The 24011-nt window shown below is 60.2% G+C and carries 19 protein-coding genes and 6 pseudogenes; 9 read left to right on the forward strand and 16 right to left on the reverse strand.

Translation table 11 applies throughout. The features are described from left to right. Nucleotides 1–198 precede the first annotated feature (198 nt). A pseudogene (locus QCE69_RS37130) lies at nt 199–480 on the reverse strand (integrase core domain-containing protein); the annotation flags it as partial. Nucleotides 481–522: 42 nt separating this feature from the next. Between QCE69_RS37130 and QCE69_RS37135 the strand changes: the two are divergent. Then, nucleotides 523–1919: pseudogene (locus QCE69_RS37135) on the forward strand (IS30 family transposase). A gap of 7 nt (nt 1920–1926) precedes the next feature. Here QCE69_RS37135 and QCE69_RS37140 read toward each other — a convergent pair. The 5 genes and pseudogenes from QCE69_RS37140 to QCE69_RS37160 form a co-directional block, all read right to left on the reverse strand. Continuing rightward, a pseudogene (locus QCE69_RS37140) lies at nt 1927–2517 on the reverse strand (IS3 family transposase); the annotation flags it as partial. Nucleotides 2518–2760: 243 nt separating this feature from the next. Then, on the reverse strand, nt 2761–3774 hold the full coding sequence (locus QCE69_RS37145; RefSeq protein WP_309935878.1) for an IS110 family transposase: 1014 nt from the start codon (nt 3772–3774) through the stop codon (nt 2761–2763). A gap of 65 nt (nt 3775–3839) precedes the next feature. Beyond that, nucleotides 3840–4168: pseudogene (locus QCE69_RS37150) on the reverse strand (transposase); the annotation flags it as partial. Between the two features lie 446 nt (nt 4169–4614). Next, nucleotides 4615–8724, reverse strand: coding sequence for a chemotaxis protein CheB (locus QCE69_RS37155; RefSeq protein ID WP_309911308.1), 4110 nt, complete (start codon nt 8722–8724; stop codon nt 4615–4617). Nucleotides 8725–8833: 109 nt separating this feature from the next. Continuing rightward, on the reverse strand, nt 8834–9244 hold the full coding sequence (locus tag QCE69_RS37160; protein ID WP_309911309.1) for a response regulator: 411 nt from the start codon (nt 9242–9244) through the stop codon (nt 8834–8836). 181 nt (nt 9245–9425) lie between these two features. Here QCE69_RS37160 and QCE69_RS37165 point away from each other — a divergent pair, with 181 nt between their 5' ends. Further along, nucleotides 9426–10484: a chemotaxis protein CheB gene (locus tag QCE69_RS37165; protein ID WP_309911311.1), complete on the forward strand. Its 1059-nt coding sequence runs from the start codon at nt 9426–9428 to the stop codon at nt 10482–10484. On the opposite strand, the gene QCE69_RS37170 is transcribed toward QCE69_RS37165, so the two are convergent. The 4 genes from QCE69_RS37170 to QCE69_RS37185 form a co-directional block, all read right to left on the reverse strand. After that, nucleotides 10473–10811 (reverse strand): hypothetical protein, encoded by a 339-nt coding sequence (locus QCE69_RS37170; protein ID WP_309911313.1) that lies wholly within the window; start codon nt 10809–10811, stop codon nt 10473–10475. The genes QCE69_RS37165 and QCE69_RS37170 overlap by 12 nt on opposite strands. A 641-nt stretch (nt 10812–11452) precedes the next feature. Beyond that, a complete protein-coding gene (locus QCE69_RS37175) occupies nt 11453–11692 on the reverse strand; it encodes a hypothetical protein (RefSeq protein WP_309911315.1) in 240 nt (79 codons plus the stop codon). Between the two features lie 16 nt (nt 11693–11708). Continuing rightward, the gene (locus QCE69_RS37180) at nt 11709–11864 is read right to left on the reverse strand and encodes a hypothetical protein (RefSeq protein WP_309935879.1); all 156 of its coding nucleotides are present in this window, start codon (nt 11862–11864) and stop codon (nt 11709–11711) included. Further along, on the reverse strand, nt 11861–12034 hold the full coding sequence (locus tag QCE69_RS37185) for a hypothetical protein (RefSeq protein ID WP_309911316.1): 174 nt from the start codon (nt 12032–12034) through the stop codon (nt 11861–11863). The genes QCE69_RS37180 and QCE69_RS37185 overlap by 4 nt, the downstream gene beginning before the upstream one ends. 673 nt (nt 12035–12707) lie before the next feature. Here QCE69_RS37185 and QCE69_RS37190 point away from each other — a divergent pair. Next, entirely contained in the window at nt 12708–13916 is a 1209-nt protein-coding gene (locus QCE69_RS37190) for a zinc-dependent alcohol dehydrogenase (protein WP_309911317.1), read from the forward strand. Nucleotides 13917–14032: 116 nt separating this feature from the next. Continuing rightward, nucleotides 14033–15064, forward strand: a complete 1032-nt coding sequence (locus tag QCE69_RS37195; RefSeq protein ID WP_309935926.1) for a flavodoxin family protein — start codon at nt 14033–14035, stop codon at nt 15062–15064. Between the two features lie 47 nt (nt 15065–15111). On the opposite strand, the pseudogene QCE69_RS39665 reads toward QCE69_RS37195, so the two are convergent. From QCE69_RS39665 to QCE69_RS37210, 4 genes and pseudogenes are all read right to left on the reverse strand, one after another. Continuing rightward, a pseudogene (locus QCE69_RS39665) lies at nt 15112–15522 on the reverse strand (PQQ-binding-like beta-propeller repeat protein); the annotation flags it as partial. A gap of 105 nt (nt 15523–15627) precedes the next feature. Further along, nucleotides 15628–16746: pseudogene (locus QCE69_RS39670) on the reverse strand (hypothetical protein); the annotation flags it as partial. A 264-nt stretch (nt 16747–17010) separates the two neighbouring features. Continuing rightward, entirely contained in the window at nt 17011–17094 is an 84-nt protein-coding gene (locus QCE69_RS39675; RefSeq protein ID WP_409018322.1) for a hypothetical protein, read from the reverse strand. A gap of 113 nt (nt 17095–17207) precedes the next feature. After that, the gene (locus tag QCE69_RS37210) at nt 17208–17789 is read right to left on the reverse strand and encodes a hypothetical protein (RefSeq protein ID WP_309911322.1); all 582 of its coding nucleotides are present in this window, start codon (nt 17787–17789) and stop codon (nt 17208–17210) included. Between the two features lie 712 nt (nt 17790–18501). Between QCE69_RS37210 and QCE69_RS37215 the strand changes: the two genes are divergently transcribed. Next, nucleotides 18502–18807, forward strand: coding sequence for a glycine zipper domain-containing protein (locus QCE69_RS37215; protein WP_309911323.1), 306 nt, complete (start codon nt 18502–18504; stop codon nt 18805–18807). Between the two features lie 75 nt (nt 18808–18882). Here QCE69_RS37215 and QCE69_RS37220 read toward each other — a convergent pair whose 3' ends face one another. Continuing rightward, a complete protein-coding gene (locus QCE69_RS37220; protein WP_309911324.1) occupies nt 18883–19086 on the reverse strand; it encodes a CsbD family protein in 204 nt (67 codons plus the stop codon). A 161-nt stretch (nt 19087–19247) separates the two neighbouring features. On the opposite strand from QCE69_RS37220, the gene QCE69_RS37225 reads away from it, so the two are divergent. Further along, nucleotides 19248–20291 carry an SDR family oxidoreductase gene (locus QCE69_RS37225; protein WP_309935880.1) on the forward strand — a complete coding sequence of 348 codons (1044 nt, stop codon included), beginning with the start codon at nt 19248–19250 and terminating at the stop codon, nt 20289–20291. 11 nt (nt 20292–20302) lie between these two features. After that, nucleotides 20303–21205, forward strand: coding sequence for a DUF72 domain-containing protein (locus tag QCE69_RS37230; protein WP_309935881.1), 903 nt, complete (start codon nt 20303–20305; stop codon nt 21203–21205). A gap of 18 nt (nt 21206–21223) precedes the next feature. On the opposite strand, the gene phoU is transcribed toward QCE69_RS37230, so the two are convergent. Further along, entirely contained in the window at nt 21224–21931 is a 708-nt protein-coding gene (phoU, locus tag QCE69_RS37235; RefSeq protein WP_309935927.1) for a phosphate signaling complex protein PhoU, read from the reverse strand. Nucleotides 21932–22324: 393 nt separating this feature from the next. Here phoU and QCE69_RS37240 point away from each other — a divergent pair, with 393 nt between their 5' ends. Continuing rightward, nucleotides 22325–22750, forward strand: coding sequence for a hypothetical protein (locus QCE69_RS37240; protein ID WP_309911477.1), 426 nt, complete (start codon nt 22325–22327; stop codon nt 22748–22750). Between the two features lie 93 nt (nt 22751–22843). Further along, complete coding sequence (locus QCE69_RS37245; RefSeq protein WP_309935882.1) at nt 22844–23992, forward strand: L-dopachrome tautomerase-related protein; 1149 nt, start codon at nt 22844–22846, stop codon at nt 23990–23992. The last annotated feature ends 19 nt before the right edge of the window (nt 23993–24011 follow it).

Genomic DNA, 24011 nt, shown 5'->3' on the forward strand with positions numbered 1-24011 from the left:
AACTGGCGACAATGCATGAAGCCTTCCTCAAACTCGCTGCCTGCATGATCTGCTGGAATACTCTTCAACGATCTGCTCAGGCATTTTGAAACCACCTCTAAGCACCTGAAGTAGATATGGTTTGTCACCCTGCACGAAAGCATCGACGATTGTGAGGCAGTGCTCGACTGATCCTGCCTCGTTTCCACGTACAGCAAGTCATGCAGCGATCATCCTAGCCTCGTAATCGACGGGAGTGGAGAAATCGATAGAGGTGTGCAGGCGTTGTCGATTGTAGTAGCCCTCGATCCAGTCGACGATATCCAGACGAGCCTGAGCGGGCGTTTCGTAGCGAACTTGATAGATTCGCTCGACTTTCAGGGTTTTGAAGAAGCTTTCCATTGGCGCGTTGTCCCATGCATTAGCGCGACGGCTCATCGAAACGTTCATCTTGAAGTCAGCGGCCAGTTTTCGGTACGCCCGGCTTGCATATTGGGCGGATTCAACCGGTCGTCGCAACACCTTTGATCGAGGAGGTGTTGCATGGTGCGAAGTGCAAAGCAGGTGTATCGGTTGACCGGTCGAGCAGCGATGTACTCGCCGGGCGCGCCATCGCTTGGAAACGAGATCGAGCGTCGCTTTTGGCAACAGATCGCGACTGGCATTACAAGCGAGAAGGCAGCGCAGGCGGTAGGCGCATCTCAAGCAGTGGGCTCGCGCTGGTTCCGCTATCGTGGCGGCATGCCACTATTCATGTCCGAACCTATCGCTGGTCGATACTTGTCGTTCTCTGAGCGAGAAGAGATAGCATTGCTCTGTGTCCAAGGCCTCGGAGTGCGCGAAATCGCTCGGCGTATCGGACGCAGTCCATCAACCGTTTCGCGAGAACTTACGCGCAATGCTGCAACCCGCAGTGGGTATCTCGAGTATCGTGCCTCTGTCGCGCAGTGGAAGGCGGATCGATTCGCTAAACGACCGAAGCCAGCGAAGCTGGCGACTAATGAACGACTGCGTCATTATGTACATGAGCGCTTGGAAGGCAAAGTTCATGACACTGATGGCCGTGCAGTTGTTGGGCCTAGGCAGGCACCGTTTAAGGGGCGAAACAAGCCTCGCCGCGGTGATCGAACGTGGGTCAAAGGCTGGTCACCCGAACAAATCGCCAATCGGTTGCAAGTGGATTTCCCGGATGATAAATCGATGCGCATTTCCCACGAAGCCATTTATCAAGCGCTTTATATTCAAGGGCGAGGCGCGCTTAAGCGCGAGCTGGTGGGCTGCTTGCGCACCGGTCGCGCGTTGCGCGTTCCTCGAGCGAGAGCGCGTGCCAAAGCGTGGGCGCACGTCAGTGAACAGGTGATGATTTCCAGTCGGCCCGCAGAGGCGGAAGATCGTGCGGTGCCGGGCCATTGGGAAGGCGACCTCCTCATTGGCCTGAACCGATCCGCCATCGGTACGCTAGTAGAAAGATCAAGCCGTTTCACAATGCTCGTGCATTTACCTCGAGAAAAAGGCTACGGGTTGATTCCGCGCACGAAGAACGGACCTGCGCTAGCCGGCTACGGGGCTGTCACGATGGCCAACGCACTCAAGAAGACTGTGACTGACTTGCCTGCGGAGTTATGGCGGTCATTAACATGGGATCGTGGCAAGGAGCTTTCCGATCATGCCCGCTTCACTATAGAGTCTGGCGTGAAGTATTCTTCGCCGACCCGCAAAGCCCGTGGCAGCGTGGTACGAATGAAAACACCAACGGCCTTCTACGACAATACTTTCCAAAAGGCACAGACCTATCCCGGTGGAGTGCTCGCGAGATCCAAGCCGTTGCTAATACGTTGAACTCAAGACCGCGAAAAGCTCTTGGATGGAAGACGCCCGCGGAAGCTCTCGACGAGTACCTAAAATCTGTTCAACAATCCAGTGTTGCGACGACCGGTTGAATCCGCCTTGACTTCCGCGATCGGAATGTAATAACAACCCCAGCGCGGGCTTACGGTGCCAGCACGCGCTGCGCAGTGCCTGGCAGACCAGTTCCGCGTTGATGCGCTCTGACATTGACCAACCTACGATGCGTCGGCTTGCCAGATCCAGAATGGCAGCTAGGTATAGCCAACCTTCGCCGGTCCTGATGAACGTGATGTCGCTGACCCAAGCCTGATCGGGCTGCCAGCCGTCAAATCGACGATCAAGCAGGTTGGGGGCAACCGGTAAGCGGTGTGTCGAATCCGTCGTCACCCGATACGGGCGTTTATAGACCGGCCGCAGCCCTAGGCGTTGCAGACTACGGCGTACGCGTTCGGCGCTCGCCGGCTGCCCCTGGATCCTTAATTGCCTTACGATCCGAGGACGGCCGTAGCTGCCGCGACTGGCCCGGTGAATCGCTGCCACCTCCCGATCAAGCGCGGCGTTGGCCTGCGCTCGCTGACTTGGCACGCGCTTACGCCACTGGCAATATCCGCTGCGCGACACCGTCAAGACGTGACACAGCCGAGTAACACTGTACTGGTCGCGGTGCTCGTCGATCCATGCGTATATATGGACTCTCCCGTTTTGCAAGCGATGGTTTCCTGTCGCGGTGCCAATGGGTAAGTTTGCACGTATATATCCGGCCTGTTTTCGCGGCTAAGCCGCTGGCCATGATGCAAATCGCCTGCTTCGGTCTCAATACTTCAGCGGCCTTGAGAAGCCACTACGCATGTCGGATTTCCGAAGCCGGGTCCAACCCGGTGCGCATCAGCCAATCATCGTTCGCAAACTGGTGAAGAATAAAACCGTTACGATTTAACGCCAATGGAAAGACTCGTTCTTTGCGAGGATCGACCAGGCAATGCGCGACAGTTTGTTCGTTAGGGCCACGGCCGCGATATTCGCGCCACGGCGAATCGCCAACGCATTTGCCCAGCGCGAAATGGCGTCTTCACGTCGACTCGCGAAGCGTAAAATCGAGCGCGCGCCTTGGATCAACAACCATCGCAAATAGCCGTCCCCTCGCTTGCTGATCCCCAGCAATTTCTGCTTACCGCCGCTGCTATGTTCGTGGGGCGTCAGCCCAAAGCTCGCTGCCATGCAGCGACTGTTTCGGAAACGTCGCGCGTTGTCGACCGCTGCGACTAGAGCGGTGGCAATGACCGGCCCAACGCCAGGAACTTCGAGCAGGCGAGCGCAGCGTTCGTCCTCGGCGGCGATGCGTTTAATCTTGTTGTCCACTTCCGCGATACGTGCCTCCACATGCCCGAGTTCCTGCCACATTGCTTCCGTGAGCTCGCGTGCGAGGGCTGGCAGCGAGCCGATTCCGGCCGCAATACAATTTCGCATGCCGTCTTTGAATGCCGCCACTCGCGCAGGGAACACAATGCCATACTCACCTAGTAGCCCTCGCATCTGATTAATGAGCGCCGTGCGGGTCGTCATCAGACGCTGTCGTATGCGGTGGACCATCTGTATGGCTTGCTGCTCTGGCGTGTTGATCGCCACGGTTGGCATGTCGGGACGTAATACAGCGTCGCAAATTGCAGCGGCGTCGTTCGCGTCCGTCTTTGAGCGCCGTACAAACGGCTTGACATACTGCGCTGGGATAAGCTTTACCTCGTGCCCAAGCTTCTGCAGTTCGCGCGCCCAATAATGGGAAGTGGCGCACGCTTCAATGGCAACAAGACAAGGCGGCAATTTGTAGAAAAACGCTAAAACTTGGTTGCGCTTGAGTTGGCGTGCGACAGCGGTTCGTCCTTCAGCAGTCACGCCGTGCACTTGAAATACATTCTTCGCAATATCGAGTCCGACGGTCTTAACTATCATGGCGGCTCTCCGGTAAAGAAAGGACATTGTGCGCTTCCAGGAAAGGTGGGAGAGTCCATGCATTACTTCACCGCGACCCCTTCACGAAGTACGCCGTCGCTTTTCGAAGGATCTCGATATCGAGTCTCGCACCGGCGAGCTCTTTCCGAAGTCGGCTGTTCTCCGCCTCAAGTTCGTTGATCGGGCGCGTCGATCGCGTGCTCTTCACTCCGTGACTGTCGACTTCGCCGATACTTTTAGCACTGTGACTCCGTCGACTCCAATTGCCCAAGGTTGCCACGGGCACTCCGAGCCGACGCGCGGCTTCGTGCTGCCCGACTGATTCGGCAAGTCTAATGGCCTCGACCTTGAACTCGTCCGTATATTGCCGCTTTGGCACTAGCTTCTCTGACATTCGAACCTCCGTACAAACAGAAATTAGCAAATTTCTGCTGTACGTGAAACCGAGGCACGGTCACTGGCTGCTTGCACGGGAGGGTCGAACGGCAAGCGTGGAGAGCATCCGTAAGGGTCTCGCTGAGTGGCCGGGTGGTGAATCGGCCGGACGACGCAAGCACCGGCTATTCGACGAACGCGCAATTCAAATCGGCCTTACCCGGCTGGCCGAAATGGAACACGCGTAGGATTACTATCCAGGACATAAGGCAACGCCGATCGCTCGCGCAAGCCCCTGTCGGGTTTAACACTGATGAAGAGCGTTATTGCCGCTTCAACCGGCGTGCTCCGAACACTTCCCGGCGTCACTTAGCTTCCGCCATTTCGTGGCTGGTGGTACTGTCCGCTTGACATAACGCCGTCGTGTCGTTCGGCGCGCGCATCACGCGTCGTCCGGAGCAACTCCTATCGGTTCTGTTGGAGCCTTAGGACCTCAGCAAGCGCGTGTATGTTGAATGGCTTGGCAAGGCACGCGTCGCAGCCGGCCTCACGTGCGACGCCTTCTTCCTCGCCTATTGGTCGACCAGTGACCGCCACAATCGCAACGCTTGAACCCGTTTCCAGTTGCCGGACCCGGCGCGCGAGCTCGTATCCGTCCAACTCGGGCAAGTTCACGTCGGTGATGATCAGCTCGAATTCGGAGGCCGCCAACAAATCCAAAGCTTGTTTTGCACTTGCCGATGTATGGACCTTTGCTTTGTAGAGAGAAAGAAGGTCGGCCATCGCGGTCAACGACTCCGCAGAGTCATCAACCACGAGTACGCGAACGCCTTCGAAGATCGACAGGTCTGCGGGCGATGCTCCGACTCGACGGTGCGCGGAAGCAGCGTCCGCAGGTAGCCAAACCAGGAAGCGAGCACCTCGGCCTTCACCTTCGGAAAACGCTTCGGCGGTCCCGCCGTGGAGTTGGGCTAACTGGCGTACAAGCGAGAGCCCAATCCCGAGTCCGCTTGATCGCACGCGCGACCGCACGTTGGGCGCCTGCTGAAAAATCTCGAAGATCGATTCCAGCAGAGGCGGGGCAACGCCAATGCCCGTGTCGGCCACTTCCAGACGCACCTTGTTGGCTTCCTGCCGAAGTCGAACACTCACGTGCCCGCCGCTTGGCGTGAATTTCAACGCATTGCTCACGAGATTCCAGACGATCTGTTCAATTCTGACCGCGTCGGCGCGAATGATGAGAGGCTCTGCGGGGACCTCCACTTCCAGGTGTATCTCGCGAGCGGCAGCATCGTCGCGCACGGCTTCAGTGATTGACCGTGCGATCTTGGTAACGTCAGTCGGCGCGAAGTGCAGCGCAAGCTTCCCGGTCTGGATGCGGGAGGAATCAAGCAAGTCGTCGATTATCTGCGCCTGGGTCAGCACGGACTTCTGAATCGCGTCGGCGATTTCCTGGATACGGCCGACATGCTGCGCCTCCGGCATCCGAGCGAGAATCTCGGCTTTTACGTGAATCAAGTTGAGTGGATTCTTGAGTTCATGCGACAGCACCGCAATGAATTCATCTTTCAAGCGGTTGAGCTTTCTGATCTCGTCATGGTCCGCGCGCTCCCGAGCAAGCGCCATATCCTTCTTGCCCTCGACAAGCTTCCTGTTCGTCGCGTCATGAACAATCTTCGCGAAACCTGAAAATCCCGGCACATCGATGCGGCTCAAAAAGCCACTGCAAAAAACCTTCATGCCACCTTTTTTCAGATGCCAGCGCTCGTCTTCGGCGCGTCCAGTGCTGCGGGCCTTGTTGCATTCTTCTCGGGGGACGCCGGCGGCAACGTCTTCGTTCGCGAAAATTGCGTCAAGCGGGCGACCCAGCATTTCGTCGGACTGGTAGCCGAAGATTCGACTTGCGCCGACGTTCCAGCTGACGACCAGGCCGTCATCGCCGAGAACAATGATGGCGAAATCATGCGTTTCCTGAGCAGCAAGCCGGAGTTTTTCTTCGCTCGCTCGCGCCTGCATTTGGGCGGCCTTCTGTTCGGAGATGTCGATTAGTGCGAGTACTGCACCGTCGATCCGGTCATCATCGGTGCGGTATGGGATAACCCGGGCGAGGAAGCTCCGTGCATCATTGCTCTGCACTTCTTTTTCGACGGTTCTGAGCGACTGGAAAGCGGCGCGCAGATCGTCGATCATTTCTGGATAGTCGAGCTTGTGCGTGAGGTGCTCCAGCGGCCGACCCGTGTCAGCTGGCAGGATATTGAAAAGCGTTTCCGCGGGCGAAGTGTAACGCTTGATGCTCAGCGTCCGATCGACAAATATAGTCGCAACACCGACCAGAGCAATCAGATTCTTCAAGTCGTCGCCAACCCGCGCGGCTTCCTGAACTTTCACTAGAAGTTCGGTATTGACCGTGACAAGCTCCTCGTTAAGCGACTGCAATTCTTCGCGGCTTGCCTCCAGTTCCTCGGACGCCGAACGCAACTCCTCATTCATCGCCTGCAATTCTTCGTTAGAGGCCCTGAGTTCTTCGCCTGAATTGCGTGCGTCCTCCAAAGTATTTCGCAAACGGTCTTCGCTTCCGGCGAGCGCTTGCTTTAGAGAATCGACCGTTTCCTCGCCGGGTTCGCTTCTCAGTGCGGCGTCAGTTGTCGTCGGAAACGGTGCCAGCAAATCACATGTAAGCGAGATCAGGTCCTCGTCTCGCCCGAGGTCACGGAAGGGTCGCAACGACAGGGTCACCGCGATGTCGCCGGATGCGGTCTCGAACGGAACGGCTTCTTCATCCCCACGCCGTCCCATCGAGACGCAGCGCTCAATGGCCTGGCGCACACGAGCGTGCACGTCATCGCGAACGACATCGAAGAGGTTCACTGCCCGAGTCCGCCTCAGATCTTCAGTCAGCCTGTTTGCGTTCGCTGAACGATAAACGATCTCACCGTCTGTGCGTATCACCATGACGGGTGGCCCGAACAAGTCAAGGGACTGCGTCTGGCTCGGAATCTTCACTTGAACTGGCTTATCGTTGACGGGCAGGCTGAAGAACGCTTGTCCGCCGCCGATGTAAGGCTGAACCTGAAAGTTGGGGTAGGTGGGCAGACCGTTGGACGCAGTTCTTGGCATCGAACGATAGATCTTCTTTTGCTTATTGATAGGCTCGAAGAATTCTTGTGCGAAGTCGGCCGATTCGGCGGTGCCGAGGAACAACAGCCCTGCCGGGCGTAACGCAAAATGAAACGCTTCGACGACCCGCGATTGCGCCCGCCGATCAAGGTAGATAAGCAGGTTTCGACACGAGATCAGGTTGATGCGGGAGAAGGGAGGGTCGCTCAGCAAGTTGTGCGCGGCAAAGATCACCGTATCGCGTAACGATTTCGTCAGGCGATAGCGGTTGCCCTCTTTGTGAAAGTACTGGGCCAGGCGCGCAGGGGAGACATCGTTGGCGATCGCTGCCGGGTAACTCCCGGCTCGCGCGATTGCGATCGCCCGTTGGTCGATGTCGCTCGCGAAAACAGCCACCCGCGGTCGATGAGGGAGTCGGCGGGAGATTTCGTCAAGAAGGATCGCGATGGAAAACGCTTCTTCGCCTGTCGCGCAGGCTGGAACCCACGCCCGCAGTTCCTCCTGCCCATACTTTCCGTTGGCAAACTCGGTATGCAACCGTTCTTCGAGCGCGCCAAAGGCTGAGGGATCGCGAAAGAAATTCGTCACGCCGATCAGCATGTCAGCCAGAAGTCTCGGCGTCTCGTCGGAGTTTGCGGTCAGGAAGGCATTGTAGGCAGCGGCAGTTGTGAGACCGTTCACTTGCATGCGGCGCTCGATGCGACGCACAATCGTGCCCCGTTTGTAATTGGAAAAGTCGTGCTGGGTCCGAGTCCGCAACGTTTCCAACACTTCGTCGATCGCGCCGGCGTCCGGGATCAGCGAGTCGGTGCCCCCGGGCGGCTCGTCCGGGTCGGACGGCGCCGGAAGTTCAATTTGTGCGGCGCTCCTCACGAGCTCCAAAAGCCTCGGAATGATCTCGGCCACGGGAAGGACCAGGTCGACGTCCCCGGTCGCAATGGCGTTTCGCGGCATCTCGCCATACTGCGCTTCCTCCGGACGCTGGGCGATCGTAATGCCGCCTTGTTCGCGAACGCGCGCAATGCCGACTGACCCGTCGGTTCCCGCGCCCGACAGCACGACGGCGACCGCGCGAGCGCCGTGGGCGTCGGCCAGGCTCCGGAAGAAAACGTCGATGCTGGTTGGCGGCAGGCGCGGTGGTTCTGGGTCGCTCAGACGCAAATACCCGTCTACCATCGCGAGGTGTTTGCCGGGCGGAATGACGTAGACGTGGTTCTTTTCGAGCGGCACCGGACCATGAACTTGCTGCACGCGCAGGCTGGCAACGCTCTGAATGACGTCGTGCGCGTGGCTGGCATGGTCGGGCGACAAATGCAGTACGACAACAAAGGCAACATCCGGCGAAGGGGGCGCAGACTCGAATAGCCGCAAAAGCGCCTGGACGCCGCCCGCGGAAGCGCCCACACCGACGACTGCGAAGTCAGGCCCGGTCGACTTGCTCTGTTCCTTTTTGCTCATTCCTGTATTTCCTCGACTCATTGACGCAGTACGTCGGCGCCGACCACGCTCGCTGGCCCGGAAAACACTCGTAGGAAGGTAGGAGCGTCGGTGCCTCGGGTGCTTTCTGCTAGAGGGGCGCAAACAACGCGATCATATCGAGTAGAGGCGCAGTGCCCATACCTTTTTGGCAGAAACCGTCGAATCCCGCTTCGATGCCCTTCGACTTCACAGCGAGTTCGTCCATCGAGGTATAGGCTATAAGAACCAGGTCGCGAAGAAGCTCCATTGCGCGTAGGAGCGCTGCAAGCTGAAAACCATCCGGCGACGGCATGTTGATGTCCAGCACGGCGACGTCGGGCGTCCATAAAGCGATTTGCTCGAGGGCCGAACGTCCGCTGACGGCGAAGCGGGCTTCGTGACCAGCAGATGAAAGGGCCAGGGCCACGGCTTCGGCTCCAAGCGCGTGGTCGTCGACGACGAGGATGCGCAGCGGACGGCGCGGGCGCGCCCTCCTTTCCGTCCAAATGAGCGGTTTCATACTCGTCCCGTGGGGATAAGGCTGTTTTGCTCGCGCGGCGCAACTGCCGTTCCCGTAGCCTGAGATGAGCCGTTCGACCGGGGGGCAAGACAGGCGCCGGCCGCAAGCAGCCTCCCGCTTAGCTCTCCGGGTAATCATGGAAATTAAGCCGGCAAGCCGGACGACACAATCGGAGGTGTCTGTGACTGATGGTCTTGAAAAGAAAAACCGGATCGTGGCGGTTGGAACGTCGCTGGGCGGTCTCGAGGCGCTCCGAACCGTCCTGTCATCGCTGCCGGAGAATCTCGCCGCGCCGATGCTGATTGTCATGCACATCGGTGCGTTCCGCAGCGTTCTGCCCCAGCTGCTCAGCCCCGTCTGTACATTGCCGGTGACGCATGCGATAGATGGCACCGTCTTAGAACCGTCCAAGATCTACATCGCGCCTCCCGACAGACATCTGGTTGTTCAGGACGGGCGGGTGCGCTTAACTACCGCGTCGAAAGAGAACTTCACGCGTCCCGCGATCGATCCTTTATTTCGTTCGGTCGCGGTCGAATACGGCCCACGTGCCATCGCTGTTGTCCTGACCGGTGATCTCGACGACGGCGCCGCGGGTGCTGCGGCCGTCGACGCATGCGGTGGCAGAATAATCGTAGAAGCACCGAACGAAAGCGTGGCGGCCTCGATGCCCGCTGCGGCGCTGCGCGCTGTTCCGAGCGCTACGGTGGTGCCACTGGACGGTGTTGGGCAGGCTATTGTCGATGCGCTTCGCCAGCCCATCAAAGGAGTTTCCATGAGCCCCCAAAAGCAACGTATAGAGGCCGAGGCAAGAATGACGCTGACTGGATTTTCCTCGCCCGAGGAGCTCGACCGTCTGGGCACGCGCAGCACGCTCACGTGTCCGGACTGCGGCGGCGTCGTGTGGGAAATCAGCGATGCTCCGCCCTTGCGATATCGGTGCCATACCGGACACGCGTTTTCCGAAGCCTCGTTGGACGCTGCCCAGAAGGCCGATGCCGAAGATGCCCTGTGGACGTCGGTGCGTCACGTTGAAGAGCGCGCGATGCTGGCAGCGCGTCGCGCTCGTATGGCCGAAACGCTCGGTGATGATGCCCGCGCGAAGAGCGAGCGCGATTTGTCGCAGCGGCTTCTCCGACTCGGTGGGGCTCTCCGAGATTTCGTGCTGGATAGTGCAGGGAATGATGACGACCCGTCGTCAGGTCCGTCCGACAATGAATCGCCAATTTCAGCGTCCTAATGGCCGCTTTCTAACCACGCGACTGTCCGGTTTAAATAGCGATTTTCCGATCGCCACCTGCGGCGAGAAACGCAGCAGCGCGACCGCCACCTCGCGCTGCATCTCGTATTCACGTACAGCGCTGCGATCGAGCATCAGCGCTTGAGGCGCGAGCGCCGTGCCCTGCCGCGCTTTATCCCCACTCGCGCATCCCGCGTCCTTTGCCAACGCGTCGAGCACGATGACTTTGTCGCGCTCGAGCACCGCGCACCCATGCTCAAACGGAGGCGACCACCTCAGTGTGAACACCTCCAGCGAAAGCCGGGGCAAGTGAATGGCGACGAACACAGCCGTAGGGACTCGGCAAGATCGGCGACGGTTGTAGGGTGACGGTCAAATCGCTCAGTTCGGATGGAACCGCGTCGCCTTGGCGTGCCGCTGGACAAACTGATGTGGCTGCGTGCCTCGAAAACGGCGGACGCCTTGTGGTGCGCGGAGCGCGTTCTGCAGGCCGGAAGTTGCGGTACGCAGCTGTTCTGGCAACAGCACACCGCTCCCAGGCTTGCCGACGCTTGCACCTGGCCGCTCAGGCGACCGATACGTTGCTGATTCTGGTACGTCCGCTTGCCGGCGCCCTGGAAGCGTAGCCGGCGACCTTACGCCTTGGCGTGAGACCCGCAGAGGGCGGCATCGCAATCGACATGATTAAACGTACGAGAACGCCAGCGCATTCGGCCCATGCGGCGCCCGCAGCAGCACGCGACTTGGCCGCCGAGCGTGTTGAGCCTGCTGACTCACGCGCGCGAGCGCCGGGCGCAACGGACGCATTTCACCGACGGCAGGCTGCTGAACGAGCAATTCCACGAGCGCCGCAAGCGGCCAGCCGCCGCCGTTACCGCTCGCAGGTCGGGCGACTATGCTGCTTGGTGACTGCGGAGGAAGTGGAACAGCGTTGGCAGGGCAGGTCGGTAACAAGTCCTCGGGCGTCACTAACGCCGGACGCCGAAGACGAAGTCAGGTTGGATTTCGGCGCGCCGGCGCTCACAATAAAATTCAGCCAGGGCATTAAGCGCCCGGCGGTAGACTCCAGTCGGTTCTTGCCGACCGCGCAGCGGCCCAACTTGTTGCTGTGCGATATCGTCCTCGGTGGCGAGCAGGACGGCTATGACGTTCCATGGCTCATCCGCGAGGAAACAGGCGAGCCGCGCCGCGACGCTGACGGAGCGCATGCCCGCGGTTGCGGGGTTATGCGCAGGCGGACGCGCGCTCACGCGCGTCGGCGTCCGGCTTCCAGGCGCATCCGACGAAACCGGTGCTCGCGCCGAAGCTCATCGCGACGATCGGCGGTGTAACGCTGCGCCCTGCGCAGAAATGCAGAACAACTTCGCGGATGAGCATCAAGACTTGGAATCGCCCTCGGCCGGCTTCGTCTCCGACAGGTCGTCCGTCTTCACTTCTGCCTGATGGACCGACGTGCCTTCGTCATCAGTTTCGGAGATGTCGGTTTCGAAGGTTTCATCGCCCGATACGGACTGATCTTGCGTGCCGGGGTTTTTGGGTGAGGTGCTCATGTCGATACTCCTTTAAGGAAAGGCCGGAACACGTTATGCCGCTGAGTTTTGGCGTCGGCACTGACGGGTATTTGCAACCGTCGTTCCCGCAAAGCAAATTTTTTGGCGTCGAAATCTTGAGTTCCAGGCCGGTGCTTCACTGGAAGCGGCCGAATTGACTGCCGCGGTGAAGCGAAGTTCGTCGCCGCCGACACGCTTACTATCCCGAAGGCGCTTGTACGGCGTCTTTGTACAGCGACGTTTCGAGGCAAGGGCACACTGGGGCATGATGTTATAGCCTCATCCCCAGTTACGGTAAAACCACTGGATTCATAGAAAGCAATTTCATTGTGGTTCTGGAGTCTGCGTCAGCCGCGGTGAGCGGTACCCTATCCGACGGGCTTTTTGTTCGAGCGCCGAAAGAATGGCGAACTCCATACCTTCGAACTCCGGGCGCGCATACAGGTGTCTGAGCTGGGCGACTTGATAGCTATGTCGACTGGTACCCCGCATTCCAGGAGTTCTCCATCAGCGGAGCGTGCCACCAGGAACCGCGAAGACTCGAGCGGATACGAGGCTAGCCTTTTGGACAGCTATCCACGCGGCTCCGATTAAAACGGCACCGAGCCATGCCCTCGCGGGTGCGACGCTTGCTCCCTCTCGCTCTATTCAGAAACCAGCGAAGGAGCACAGCATGAAAGCCGTCGTCTTCCACGGAGTCGGAAACATATCCCTCGACAACGTTCCCGACCCTTCGATTCAGCACGATCAGGACGCCATCGTTCGCCTGACTGCGAGCGCCGTTTGCGGGACCGACTTGCATATGGTTCGCGGCACGCTCGGCGGCATGAAGCCGGGAACGATTCTCGGCCATGAAGGCGTCGGCGTGATCGAGGAAATTGGCAAGGGTGTGCGTAACTTCAAGCGCGGCGACCGCGTACTGATCCCATCGACGATTTCCTGTGGCTTCTGCTCGTATTGTCGGAAGGGCTATACCGCTCAGTGCGACGAGGCCAACCCGAATGGCCCGGCCGCAGGCACGGCGTTCTTCGGTGGCCCGCAATCGACGGGACCCTTCAACGGCCTGCAAGCCCAGTTCGCGCGCACGCCGCTCGCGAACGCGAGCCTTATCAGGCTGCCGGAGAATATCGACGACGAACGTGCCATTCTGATGTCGGATATCTTTCCGACCGGATTCTTCGGCGCGCAACTCGCCGAAGTCACCCGAGGCGATACGGTCGCGGTGTTCGGCGCCGGGCCGGTCGGTCAGTTCGCCGTGGCAAGCGCGTTCATGCTCGGAGCAGGACGCGTGATCGTCGTGGACCGTCTGCAAGATCGCCTGGACATGGCGCGTGCGCAAGGCGCGGAAGCGGTCAACTTCGATGAAGAGGACCCGGTGCAGGCCATCCTTGAATTGACCGGCGGCATCGGCGTGGATCGCGCGATCGATGCGGTAGGCGTGGATTCCGTCCACGCACAGGCGGGCCCGGCATCATCCGAGGACAGTGCGAAGCAGGGCGAATCAGAAAGCGAAACCGTAACTCCCGAGCGCAACATGTCGGACGGCAACTGGATTCCCGGCGATGCGCCCACCCAGGCGCTCGACTGGAGCATCGCCGCGGTGGCCAAGGCCGGGACGCTCGGCATCATCGGGGTTTATCCGCCGAATGATCGATTCTTTCCTATCGGCGTCGCAATGAACAAGAACCTGACGATCAAGATGGGCAACTGCAATCACCGCGCGGTGACGCCGCCGCTGGTGGAGCGCGTACGCAGCGGATCATTCGACCCGCTGCGGGTGTTGACTACACGGGAGCCGTTGATGAACGTCATCGATGCCTATAAGGCGTTCGACAAGCGACAACCCGGCTGGATCAAGGTCGCGCTCGAACCGGTGGCCTGATTGCGCATCGGAAAAGGTAGATTCTCATGGCGATCCATAAAGCCGGCAACCGCTCCGTCACTCACACCGTGGCCCTCGACCAGATCGACGTTCGGAAGGGGCAGGTAACGGAAAAAATTGAGCGCGATGTTTTTCGTCAGCGATTCACGGCGCGCTTTTACGATCCGGCGTTTCGCGTAGAGGACGAGGCGATCGACCGGCTTGAAGCGATCGCGTGGGACGCGTATCTCGAAGGCAGAAAATCGCCGATAACCGAAAAGGCAGGACCGCGTTTCGCAGACCCCGAATACGAGCTATCGGTGGAATGGCGCGAGGCGAGCGACCGAATTGCCACGGCGCAGGCGCGGCAGCGCGATCCAGAAGCGCCGTCGCGTGTCGTCATCGTCGTGGGTTCGTCGCGCAACGACTTCACGTGTCCGGGCGAAATGTCGAAGTCGTTCCGGCTGGCCAAGCGAGCGGAAGCCATCCTCCAGAGCGCGTCGATCATAGTCGACGTGCTCGATCTATCACGGCTCAACTCTGAGCACGACCTCCATATCCATCCTTGCAAAGGCTGTGTTTCGACGGCGATGCCGCTTTGTCACTGGCCGTGCAGTTGCTATCCGAACCATTCCCTAGGCCTCGTCAATGACTGGATGAACGAGATCTATGAAAAGCTCGCCGCCTGCCACGGCTTGCTGATCGTCACGCCTGTCTACTGGTATCAGGTCAGCAGCCCGATCAAGTTGATGATGGATCGCCTGGTCTGCGCGGATGGCGGCAATCCCGATCCGTCATCCACGCACGGCAAAAACCCTGCTGAAGCCAAACAACTCGAACTGGATGGATGGGATTATCCAAAGCATCTGGCAGGGCGTGCATACGGGCTCGTCGTCCATGGCGATGTAGCCGGAATCGAGGGTTCGCGCCGCGCGTTGACCGATTGGCTCGACTGGATGGGTTTCGTGGAGTCGGGTGCAAAGTCTCGGCTCGACCGATTCATCGGCTACTACGAGCCGTATGCCACGAGTCATCAGACGCTCGATCGTGACTTGCCGGTTCAGCAGGAAGTCGAGAACGTCGCGCGTGCGCTCGCGGCCAAGGTGGCACAAGTGCGTGAAAAATTCACCGAGCCGGATTCGAACCTTCAGCAACCGCGCGCGAAATAGCCTCTTAAACGCAGAGGCGTCGCGCGGGAGCCGTTACGGCGGGTGGCCTAGTGATTGTCGGGCAAGGCGTAGGCGATCACGTAATCGCCGAGCTTGGTCAGGAACGAACCATGTCCGCCCGCCGCGATGAGCACGTATTGCTTGCCGTTGGCCTCATAGGTCATCGGCGTTGCCTGGCCGCCTGCGGGCAGCCGCGCTTCCCATAGCTTCGCGCCGGTGTCCGTGCTGAACGCGCGCAGATAGTCGTCAGCGGTGGCGGCGATGAAGAAGACATGTCCTGCTGTCGTCATCGGTCCGCCGAGCATCGGCATGCCCATCTTGAATGGAATGGGAATCGGAGACGAGTCGCGGGTCGTGCCGATGCGTTTCTTCCAGATCACTTGGTTGGTGTCGAGATCGAGCGCGGCGACATAGCCCCATGCGGGTTGCTTGCAAGGCAAACGCACGGGCGAGAGGAACGACATCGGCAGATTCGATGGATTGCCGGTGTCGCGCGCCTGTGCGGCGGCCGGCGTTTCATAGTAGGACACGCCGCGGCAGGTCACATGCTGGAAGCTGGGATCGGGCTTCAGTTGCGGGTCGAAGCGCCATTTCTGCTTGCCGCTCGCGCCGTCCAGTGCGACCGCCTGCTGATGCGGCGTGCAGAAGTACAGCGTGCCATCGACAGCGAGCGGGGTGACTTCATCGGTGATCTCGAGCGGGTCGTTCGGGCCTTTCATGTCGCCCGTGCGAAAACGCCATGCTTCGCGCAGGTTCGAGACATTGCGATCGTTGATCTGCGCGAGCGGTGAATACCGGGTGCCGGCCTGTGAGTTGCCATAGGCGAGCCAGTTGCCCGCGTGCTTGCCCGGTGTTTCCGCGGCCGCCGACGTCGCCGCGCTCACGGTGCCGTCTATCTGCTGCGGATCGTTGAACGCGGCATAACCCAGCGCGACGCCCGACAGCACGAGCGCAACGCCCAGCGCCGCCGGGCCTGACGCGCGTGGCGCGACATAGATGCGCAGCACGAACGGCAGCACCATCCAGATGCCGACGAGCACGAGCACATCGAGGCGCGACGCGAGCGCCCAGAAATCGAAGCCGGACTCGGCGATCGCCCATATCAGCGTGCCGAGCAGCAGTAACGCATAAAGCCAGAGCGCCTTGGGACTTGCGCGCAGAACGAGCCATGCGATGACGAGCGTGACGATGCCCGCGATCAAATAGTAAGGCGACCCGCCGATGGCAACGAGCCAGCCACCACCTATGATCAAGTAGAGGCCCGACAGCGCGAGGAATACCAGCGTAATCCATTTGACCACTGCCGAAGGCGCGCGCGGCCGCGCAAGAGGTGGGGAGGAGGGAGCATTCATTTGACAACTCTCGAGGGTGGGGCCCGCATGCGATGCAGCGTCGAAGGCAGTTGGTTCACTCAGCAGTCGTTGTGCCCGTCGATGACGCTTTATCTGCGCGCAGCGGCTTGCGCGTACGCTCCTCACAGTGCTAACTGCTGGGGCGCTAACTTGTTGAGTTATCCAGGGCGGCAGTCTGAGGAGCGTGTGGCTTCGCGGCGAGGCCAGAGGCCGGGTCATGGAAGCTTGCATTATTCGCGACTGCATGCTTCTCAATTCGGCCTTCAGGCCAAGCGTGTTATTGAGGAGTCGGCAGTGAAGGACGAATACCTCCTTAATCATGCTTTGCATTGGACAAGCGTGACGACCGTTCACCGGAACGCCCTTTGATACGGATGTCGTCGCCGCATGCGGTCCGCACTAGGCGCGCCACCGGCGCGGTACATATAACTTGCCTAAACGCTCTTTCGCCAGAAGGATTCCATGAATACCCACGTTGCCAACGCGGAGGACTTCCGGATAGAAGATTTACGTAATGGCAGCGAATGGTGGCAGTACGGCCTGCAACCTGGAGATTGCGGTCGCGGCGCGCATAGATATGCGCGCCGCCGCGCTTCAGCCTTCTTCCTGCCCGACCGCCTTCGACACATCGGCCGGTGCCTGAAACTGCTGTTCCGGCAGCGCATCGAGCGCGGACATCACATCGTCGCTTGCCTTGCTTGCGCGCTGTATCGACGATGGTCTGCTTGTCCGCGGGATAGTGAATGCCTCTCAACGCCTCCTGAATTTTGATGAACACGGTATTGGAACCGCTAGCGGACGTGCCCTTGCTCATGGCTTTGAACTCCTTCGTTCGTGTGCGGAGTTACTGGCTGGCGCCCGATGGCGTATCGCTTGCCGCCGTCGCGGGGAAGCTGGCCGCTGCCGGCGCGGACGTGGCCGACGTGGGCGCGGCAGCCGCACTGTCGCTGGCTGCGCTGCCCGCGCTCGTGCTGTTGCGGTTGCATCCAGCGATGACGCAAAGACTTGCCGACAATGCGGCGATCGCCGCGGCTTTCAACATGATGGATAATTTCATGGTGCGCTCCTTGTCTTGCCCCGGTCGATAAAACTGATGAGCCCATTGACTGATCCGCTTGCGTTGCCGCCGATGGCTTCGGTTTGGGATCGGGCTCGGCCTCCGTGTCGGTGCCGGTCTTGCCGGTGCTGCGATGGACGGTTGCGCCGGTTTCATCGAGCAGATCGTCGAGGTCGTCGCTTTCGTCGTAGGCGGAAGGCGTGGGCGGCATCGAGATCAGGAGGAAGTGCACCGACACGGCGGGAAGTTCGTGGATGTCGAAATGACTGGTCATGGCGGTTAGAGCGTTGAATGAATCGTTCGTAAAATTCAGCAAGCGGCATTCCGCTGTTCCGCGCGCGCCTTAGGTCCTCGACTTGCTAAATGGGTGCAAACAGCAGGAGGAAGAATGGCTCTTCATCCAGTGCGATCCGTGCAACGGGAAGACGGCTTCGATTGACGGGCGAATCCTGCTCGATGAACTAAGCGCCAATCTCGCGTTCTTCTCGAGCGATGGCGGCCAGTCGAGATTCGATGTCCCCGAGTTTCGCTCGGCAAGTGGCATGTTCTACGTGGCGCGCACGGCCCTCGGAAAGCCCGTCGGGTGCGGCGCATTAAGGCATCGACGCATCGACGGCCGAGATCAAAAGGGTCTATAGCCGTCAATCTGCATCGGGCATCGGGCATCGGGCGTCGGGCATCGGGCACCGGCACGGCCGTCGTCCGGCATCTGGAGGCCGACGCTGCCGGTTGTGGCTACAGGAGGCTCTTCCTGGAAACGCGGGCGGTCACAAGCGTGCGATGCGGTTCTACCAGGGTAATGGATTCAGTCCCATCGAACGATATGACGGTTATGTCTGCCAGATGGATGCGCGCTGGCTTGAAAAAATGCTGGTCGATGTATGACGTCCGCCCCCACAGCGCCGCATCAGCGTCGACTATTTCACGTCGATAAGCGTTTGACGGCATGCAAATTGCACCAGCTGCGTCGACGCCCGGCGGACCGACTTCCGCTGGCTCGATACCGCCGAACACCCAAGGAGACGTTCATGGCTAACAGGGTTCAAGGTTCCGACCCGGTCGATTCCCTCATAACGGAAAAGGCTGAGGCTGCATATGAATTCCCGACCAGCGCAGACCGGCCTTCTTCGAATGAGAACGGGGAGTCATCCGCGTCCGGCAATGATATGCGTTCGGTCGTCAAAGACAGGCTCTCCGATGTGCGGGACGGAATGGCGACGAGATATCGGGCGGCATCCGAAACCACCGACGACTTCGTGCACGACAATCCGTGGAAGGCTATCGCGCTGGCCGCAGTCGGCGGCTTGGTGATCGGGATGCTTGCTTCGCGTTGAACCAGATTGAGCGGCGATCGGGCGACCACCTTTTCAGTATCGCCGATCGTCGCGTTTAATTGAATCCATTGCGAATCACTCGTTCGTCGGATCGCCCGGGTCTTCGACACCCTTCTCGATGTTGTCCTTCTGATCGCCGTAATCCTTGCGATTGGCGCCGTTGGTGATCTCCACGTCGCCCTTGAGCTTGCGGTCCTCGTCGCCCGTCACCTTGCCGATCGCGGTGTCGGTCCAGCCCTTGACCTGTTCCTTGATGCCTTCCTTCTGATCCTTGTTCAAGATTTTCTCCGTTCGGTGCAGGCGTGCGGCGCCGCACGCGCTGTAATGAAGTGTGTCAGACCTCGACCTATGCAGCATGTCGTGTGCCGCCGCTATCATCGACGCGCGAGGAACACGCAATGCTTGACCGCCAGCATTCCTTACCCGCAGCGAGTGCCACCATGCGAATCCGGCTCAAACCTCTCGACCAACAGGTCATCGTCATTACGGGCGCAACGAGTGGAATCGGGCTCGTCACCGCGCGCACCGCTGCGAGACGCGGCGCCAGGCTAATGCTCGTATCGCGCGACGAGAAGGCGCTTTCCTCACTCGCCGACGAGTTGTCGCGAGATCGAAGCGATACCGTCGCGTATGCCGTCGCCGATGTCGGCGACCGTGAACAGCTGCAAGCCGCCGCGAACGAAGCGATTTCGCGCTTCGGCGGCTTCGACACCTGGATCAACAATGCAGGCGTCTCGTTGTACGGGCGCTGCGTCGATGTGCCGCTGGAAGACCAGCGCAAACTCTTCGATACGAACTACTGGGGTGTGGTCAACGGCTCGGTCGTCGCCGTGCAACATTTGCGGGAACGGGGCGGCGCGCTCATCAATCTGGGAAGCGAACTATCGGACGTCGCCATTCCGTTGCAAGGCGCATACGTTGCATCGAAGCATGCGGTGAAGGGCTTCACCGACGCGTTACGCATCGAACTCGCCGACGAGCACGCACCGGTCTCGGTGACCCTCGTCAAGCCCGCGGGCATCGACACGCTCTTCGTCGAGCACGCGAAAAACTACCTGGATCATGAGCCGAAGCTGCCACGGCCGGTGTATGCGCCCGAGGTGGTCGCGGAGGCCATACTGCACGCCGCGGCTCATCCGCGGCGCGACATCTATGCGGGTGGCGCATCGCGCGGCATGGCCTGGTTCGGGCGATCGGCGCCGCGCGCGTACGACGCCATGACGAGCCGGCTCGGTGTGAAGGCCCAGCTCACGAGCGAGCCCCGGCGCGACGGCGATAGCCTCTATGAGAGCGGCACCGGCCTGAGAGAGCGGTCCGGACGACACGGCCGGGTCCGCGAACGCAGCTTCTACACCGATGCGCATACGCATCCCGCGAGTGCGCGTGCGGCGCTCATGGGCATCGCGGGTGTGCTGCTGCTCGCGGCGGCGCGACGCTATGTACGCGAGACACAGGGACGTCGGCTTACCCGCTTCCTGCGCTGAAAGTGCGGGTCATGACAGGCCGCGTGCGAATCGGCATCTCCGGCTGGCGCTATGCGGGCTGGCGCGGCGTATTCTATCCGCCGAAACTCGCGCAGGCGCGTGAACTCGAATTCGCGTCGCGCCGGGTGCAGAGCATTGAGATCAACGGTTCGCATTACTCGCTGCAACGCGCATCCAGTTGGCGTGCATGGCGCGATGCGACGCCCGACGAATTCGTTTTCAGCGTAAAAGGTCCTCGCTATCTCACCCACATGCTGCGCTTTCGCGATGAAACGGCTATCCCTGCAATGGCAAACTTCTTTGCGTCAGGCGTGCTGGGCCTTGGCGAAAAACTCGGCCCGTTCCTCTGGCAGTTCCCGCCGAGCTTCGCTTTTCATGCGGACGACTTCGAGCGCTTCCTCAAACTTCTGCCAAAGGATACGGCCTCCGCCGCGGCATTTGCCCAGAAGCACGACGCGCGAGTCAAGGAACCGTGGTTCGATGCGCCAAGGAAAAAGCGAGCGTTGAGGCACGCCGTGGAAATTCGGCATCCGAGCTTTCTTGACGAGACCTTCGTAAGCTTGCTACGCAGACACGGCGTTGCGCTGGTGGTATCGGACTCCACGGCTGGCTGGCCGTACGCAGAGGACGTGACCGCCGATTTCGTCTATATGCGTTTGCACGGCACCGAAACCCTTTACAGCGGCGCATATACCGACGAGGCGCTCAACGCCTGGACGCATCGCATCGTGGCCTGGGCGAAGGGAACGCAGGCCGCGGACGCACGGCTTATCACGGCGCGCAAGCGGCGAAGTCGCGCATCGCGCGATGTCTTCTGCTACTTCGACAACGATCAGAAAGTACAGGCGCCGTTCGATGCCGAACGGCTCCGAGAACTTCTCGAAAGAGGCTCATTCAGCGCTTCATCGCGCTAATGAAATCGTCGATGAAGGTCAATTGGCCAACGCCTCGCGTTCGAGTTCGTCCAACGGAAGGTGACGCACGTCCCGGCCCTTCACGACAAACACGAGAAACTCAGCGATGCTCTTTGCGTGATCCCCGATCCGCTCGAGCGCTTTGGCGATGAACAGGTATTCGAGCGCGACCGAAATGGTTCGGGGCACTGCGTTCATCTGCATGGCGAGCCTGCGGGAAAACGAGCGGAACAGTTCGTCGATCGCTTTGTCGTCGCGCACGATCCGCGCGGCATCTACCGTGTCCATTCGTGCGAATGCGTCGAGCACCCGATGCAGGACGGAGTGAACCATCTCGCCGCATTTTTTCAGCTCGGCCACCTGGAACGATGCCGCTTCACCACTCTCGGAAATATGCCGCATCCGTTTGGAGATCTTCCGTGCTTCATCGCCCATGCGTTCGAGGTTCGTCACGCACTTGGACATCGCCATTAGTAACCTGAGATCGCAGGCAGCCGGCTGTCGCCGGGCGATCACATGTTGTATCTCATCGTCGATTTCGATTTCAAGCGAGTTGAGAACCCGCTCGCTGTCGCGGATTTGCAGCGCGAGCGCCGGATCGTACGCGTTCAACAGTCGCAGGCAGCGTTCGATCTGCATTTCGACGAGACCACCCATCTCCATGAGATGGGTCGAGAGTGCATCGAGCGAGGCGTCGAATGCCCGTGAGAGATGCTTTTCTGGCATGGCGAATATCTGGTTCACGCCCCTCATGGTGAGCGGTGAAGTCGTGTCGTCCGAGGGGCGGACTTCACGCTTATCGTGTTGCAAATAACGGTATATACCGTTTCATGGCCATTGCGCAAGCAGTAATCGCGCTCGAGGAAGCGTTCAATTCGCTAAGCAGATAGGGATTCGGCGCGATGCGCGTTGACCGGGTTGATGCCGCGTCGCTAGTGTCCGGAGGACGCTCCTTTCGGACGCCAACTCGTTCGTGAGGCTCGCACGATGTGGTACGTCGAGTGCTCGAATGAAAGCATTCTCCTGTGCCGAAAGACCCGCTAATGCGAGTCTTCTGGCACCGTGCCTGTCGAGGTTTATTCCGTGAGAGTCGAGTTCCATGCCCCGCCCGCAGCGGTCATGTCGAAGAGACCGAGAGTTCTGGGCTCGACGTCGTTGATCATCGCGTTTGCGCTTTTTATTTGTATCGACCGGTACTACGAACGAGCGGCGACGCATCCGGTCGACCTGGTCGTCCTTTGGCTCTCTGCTCAGTACTGCATTGCGGCGGTGCTTTTCTGTTTCTGGCCCACATCCTCTAAGAGGACGCTGAAGGAGAAGCTGCTCGTCGCCCTGTTGATTGGCGGCTTCATGGGCGGCGCAACCTTGCCGAAGGTCGTCGCCTTGTTCAATGGCCTCGGTGGTCCGCAGGCGCCGTGGTGGTTCTATCGCATTCCGTTTCCGGCGATTTCCGTCACAGCCTGCACTCAGACGATCATGGTCGCCGCGGTCGAGGCGACCATGTGGGTCGTCGCTTACGCGATTGTGTCCAAGCGGAAGCCGTGACCTTGGCGCATCGGGTCTGCACAGGCAAGCAGGTCGGAAAAGTTTTGGCACCACGATTGCTGTCATCGCGCAATGCCACCATCGGAGGCGATCATGGCGTCCATCTCGAAGCCGCTGTGCCGAATCCTTTTCCTCACACTGAGCCTCGCCGCGTTCGCTCGGGCGGGCGTTGCCGAGGAGAGCGCGGACAGGCGCGGCGATCATGCCCGAGGCGGCGGTCCGCAGCTTCAGCTCATCGCCACGTTCGAACATCAGGTCACTGGCGTGACGCTCACGCCGGATGGCCGCACTTTCGTCAACTTCCCCCGCTGGACGGAGGACGCGCCCATCTCCGTCGCGGAGCTCGGAGCGTCCGGCGATCTGCGTCCTTATCCGGATCCCGAATGGAATAGCTGGCGCAATGCGCGCCGCGACGAAGTCACGCCGCAGGATCATTGGGTATGCGTGCAGTCCGTCGTGGCGGACAAGCACGGCAACCTCTGGGTGATCGATCCGGGCGCGCCGGCGCAATCGCTCATCGTGCCCGGCGCGCCGAAGCTCGTGCGGATCGATCTCGCGTCGAACCACGTCGCGCAAGTCTATGCGTTCGATGAAACCATCGCGCCGCAAGGAAGCTATCTCAACGATGTGCGCATCAGTCCGGACGGGCGTTTCGTCTACATCACCGATTCCGGCGTGCGCGGAGCGATCGTCGTGCTCGACACGGGGTCGGGCAGCGCACGACGTGTTCTCGACGGCGATCCGAGCACGCAGGCCGACAAGACCGTCACCGTGAAGGTCGACGGCAAGCCGCTGCAACAGACGGACGGCAGGCCCGTGAGCTTTTCCGCCGACGGCATCGCGCTGACGCCGGACGGACGTTACCTCTATTGGCAGGCGGTCAAGGGCAAAACGCTTTATCGGATCGCAACCGACGCGCTGCAGAATGCGCAGCTCAGTCCGCGGCAGGTCTCGGCGCGCGTGGAGGCGGTGGGTATCGATGGTCCCGCGGACGGGCTCTGGTTCGACGAGCGTGGACGTCTCTATGTTTCATCGGTCGAGCATCATGCGATTCGCGTGCGTGACGGCGAGCGCATCGACACGCTGCTACGGAATCGCGCGCTGATCTGGCCCGACACGTTCTCGGAAGGCGCCGACGGCACGATCTACATCACCGATTCGCGCATTCCCGAGATGAGCTGGTTCGATCCGCAGAGTCCGATCGCGCTGCCGACGCGGCTGTATGCGATTCGAGGACGCTAGCGCCGGGCGACGCCGTACT

The organism is Caballeronia sp. LZ032, assembly GCF_031451315.1.
GTDB lineage: Bacteria > Pseudomonadota > Gammaproteobacteria > Burkholderiales > Burkholderiaceae > Caballeronia.